Below are 3,449 nucleotides of genomic sequence, written 5' to 3'. Positions count from 1 at the left end.
GATTGGGCGCGACGATGATATTTGTTACCCACGATCAGGTCGAGGCCATGACGCTCGGCGATCGTATCGTGATCATGCGTGACGGATTCATCCAACAGGCGGGCAGTCCGCTTGACCTTTATGATCGGCCCGCGAACGCCTTCGTGGCGACTTTCATCGGGTCTCCAGAGATGAACCTGATTGATGGCGGGTTGATGCGCGACGGGGGCGCGCTCGTAATGCGCTCCGGCGGTTTGAGCGTCAACTTGCCTGCCCAGTCATTCTCCGAAGCGGAAAGGGATGTCACGCTTGGCATTAGGCCCGAGCACATCGAGCGCGCGGAAACCTCCACGGCTTTTGAGCTGGTAGTCGGCTTGGTCGAGCAAATCGGCGCGCAAACCTATGTGCTGGGTAAGATCGATGGCAACAAAATCCGCGCGGTATTTGCTCGGGACGATGCGCTGAGGGCGGGCGACCGAATTTTTGTGAATTTGTCTCAAGAGAAGTTGCACCTGTTCTCGCGCGAGAGCGGCAAGACACTGAGGCGGACCTCGACGAAAGGCGAAAATGGCAACGGGAGAGAACTTCATGGACAAGCTCAGCTTAGGCGCGCCGAGTTCCAAGGCTAACGTGAGCGACATCGATCGGCGGCGTTTTCTCAAAACGACGGCTGGTGCAGCGGCTGGCATCGCGGGCTCACTTTCCGCGCCCTATGTCAACGCACAGTCCGGGGTAACGCTTCGCATTTTGAACGCTGAAACGACTGCTGCGAGCCAATCGGCCTTGCGCGATGCGTGCAATGAATACGAGAGCAAGTTCGGCGTAAAAATCGTCGTCGACTCGACGCCGATTAGTGGTGGTTATGCGAAGTCGATGGCGGCCATCAATGCTGGCGCTCCTTACGATATCGCCACGGCGGGATACATTGCGCACATCTTGCAATACGCGATGGCGGGTCACATCGTGCCGTTGACGGATCTTGTCAAAAAATATTCGTGGGGGAAGCAGGGAACCTGGTCATATAAGGGAGAAAATTGGTTCTATCCCTATGACTACAATTTGGTGACGGTTTTCTACAGAAAAGATCTGTATCAGGAGAAGGGCCTGAAGGTTCCCAACACATGGGCCGAGTTCCTTGAGAATTGCCGGGCGCTGACTGTCGCGAAGGATGGCAACATAGAGCGAGGGGGGTGCGTCATACCGCTCGCGAGTGACAGTGCCACCAACTGGGCGAGCTTCGGCAACTTGTTTGCAGACGCGCCGAAGTTTTATGACGACAAGTGGAACGTCGTTCTCGATGCGCCGGGGAATGCCGGACCGACCGGCCGTTTTCTCGATCTATATGCCGATCTTTATAAAACGATGCCGGCTGGCATGAACACGGTCAGCTATGCTGAGCTGATGAGTCTTTTCGCGACGGGAAAGGTTGCGCATACCGTCTATTCGGGCCGCGTAGTCGAGGCGCTGGAAGCTCGCAATCCGGACCTCGCAAACAAGTATGGTATTTTCGCTTCTCCAGACAGTGCTGGTAAGCAGAACGCACTGTCCTTCGCCTTCGATGGCTTTATTCTTTACAAGACTAAGCAGACTGAGGCGGCCTTTAAGTTTCTACAATGGTTTATTGACGCGCACTATATTCGCTGGCTGCACTCCGCCTGGATGAATTTCCAACCGGCGCGATTGGACATTTACGAAGATCCACGGTGGAAAAATCATCCGATGATTCAGAAGCATTGGGCGACGATGGAGCAGATGAAGTCGTTCATTGATGAAGACAGCAAGACGGTTCTTAACTCAATAGATATGACGGGTCCGTCGTTTGATCTGCGACCGTGCAAGGTCTTTGATGCGAACATTATGCCGGAGATGCTGCAAAATCGGGTTCTTAAGAACATGTCGTCAAGCGACTGCGTGAAAGCCGCCGCCGATCGAATCCGAAAAATTGGCTGAGCATCGGAACTGGTGAATAGAGGCCCGAGGCTATGCGACAGGACTGGCGAATCATCGGTTTGTTCATCGGGGGTGTACTGGTACTCGGTACAATTGTTGGCGGACCTCTCCTCTATTCGATAAAGCTCTCCTTCTACACAGCGGCGTCGTTCATCGACCCGCCGCAGTGGGTGGGACTTGGCAATTACGTGAAGGTTCTTAGTGAGCCGCTGTTCTGGGGCTCGCTGTTAAACGGTGTCACGATCGCCATCTCGGCGATCGTGCTGCAAGTCGTTCTCGGCGTCACCATTGCGCTCGTCCTCAATAGGCAGTTTGTGGGGCAGACTGTCGTGCGGGCGCTGTCAATCGTGCCGTATTTTCTTCCGACGGTCGTCGCCTGCCTCATCACGCAGTGGATTCTTGATCCCAACTACGGCCTTCTCAAGAGTGTCTTCGCGTCATTCGGATATGGGATGTTCGATTGGGGAGGTAATTCAACGAGCGCGAAGGCGACTATTGTCCTTGTTAGCGTTTGGATCTGGACGCCGTTTGTCGTGACCTGTGTTCTTGCCGGCCTTCAATCCATTCCGGCTCAACTGTATGAAGCGGCCCGGGTCGATGGAGCAGGGGTTATGAAGCAATTCTGGCATGTCACGCTGCCAGGATTGAGGTCAGTGTTGATCGTGGTCATCCTCCTGAGAGGGATCTGGATGTTCAACAAGTTCGACGTGATCTGGCTTCTAACGAAGGGCGGACCGCTCAACGAAACCGAGACGCTTCCCACGTTGGCCTACCGAAAAGCGTTTCTCGAGTTCGACTTGGGAGGGGGGGCCGCTGTCGCCACCATCTCGTTCTTGATGTTGGCGAGCATTATCTTGATTTACCTCAGGGTTTTTCCGATCGACGAGGCCAAGCAGGGACGATGACGATGTCGACTCAAAATCAAGCCCGCTCTGCTGCCGCTGTCGTCGTTGGTTCACGAGCGGTGCGGATGTTGCATAGCTCTAGCGGCTCAGGAAGAGAAATCTCAGACTCCACACCTTCAGTCTCGCACGGGAAAACGACGCGGTATTACGGCAAGTCGCTGAAGCAGATTGCCGGCCGCGTCGGTTTGTATGCCGCGGTTGCGCTAATCTGCATCTATTCCTTCTTCCCGATCTACTGGATGATCCTCTCCAGTCTGAGGTCGCCCGAAAAGCTATTTCTGGATTCATCCTTGGTTTTCTGGCCACCCGATCTAAGCTCTTACAAGTCACTCTTGCAGCTTACGAACTATCCGGCGAATTTCGTTAATAGCGTCATGATGGCTATGGCTACGATTGCCGTGGCGACGACGCTGTCATCATTCATTGCTTATGGAGCGACGCGTTTACGGTTTCGGGGCAAAACGACGTTGGTCGCGTCCATGCTGTTCGCCTACATGTTTCCGCCATTGATGTTGGTTATTCCGATGTCCGCCTTGTTCCGAATAGCTGGCTTAGCCGATAGCTTGTGGGGCCTGCTAATCGCTCACCTGGCGATTTCGCTGCCGCTGGCGGTGT

The 3,449-nt window shown here is 54.5% G+C and carries 4 protein-coding genes; all 4 read left to right on the top strand.

Annotation, left to right across the window (positions count from 1 at the left end; translation table 11 throughout):
* The coding region (locus Q0239_RS05885; RefSeq protein WP_298599811.1) for a TOBE domain-containing protein at window positions 1–608 on the top strand (608 nt) is incomplete at its 5' end.
* Entirely contained in the window at window positions 568–1,929 is a 1,362-nt protein-coding gene (locus tag Q0239_RS05880; RefSeq protein ID WP_006018746.1) for an extracellular solute-binding protein, read from the top strand. The genes Q0239_RS05885 and Q0239_RS05880, both read left to right, overlap by 41 nt.
* Window positions 1,930–1,961: 32 nt before the next feature.
* Window positions 1,962–2,834 carry a carbohydrate ABC transporter permease gene (locus Q0239_RS05875; protein ID WP_006018747.1) on the top strand — a complete coding sequence of 291 codons (873 nt, stop codon included), beginning with the start codon at window positions 1,962–1,964 and terminating at the stop codon, window positions 2,832–2,834.
* Window positions 2,831–3,449: hypothetical protein (locus Q0239_RS05870; protein WP_298599804.1), on the top strand; the 619-nt coding region annotated here is incomplete at its 3' end. The genes Q0239_RS05875 and Q0239_RS05870, both read left to right, overlap by 4 nt.

This window comes from uncultured Sphingorhabdus sp., assembly GCF_937872355.1.
GTDB lineage: Bacteria > Pseudomonadota > Alphaproteobacteria > Sphingomonadales > Sphingomonadaceae > Sphingorhabdus_B.
This window is presented reverse-complemented; position numbering and strand designations above follow the sequence as displayed.

Bases quoted from the DNA above. Each gene is read 5' to 3' on its own strand.
- Q0239_RS05880 (WP_006018746.1), top strand. From the start codon at position 568: ATGGACAAGCTCAGCTTAGGCGCGCCGAGTTCCAAGGCTAACGTGAGC.
- Q0239_RS05875 (WP_006018747.1), top strand. From the start codon at position 1,962: ATGCGACAGGACTGGCGAATCATCGGTTTGTTCATCGGGGGTGTACTG.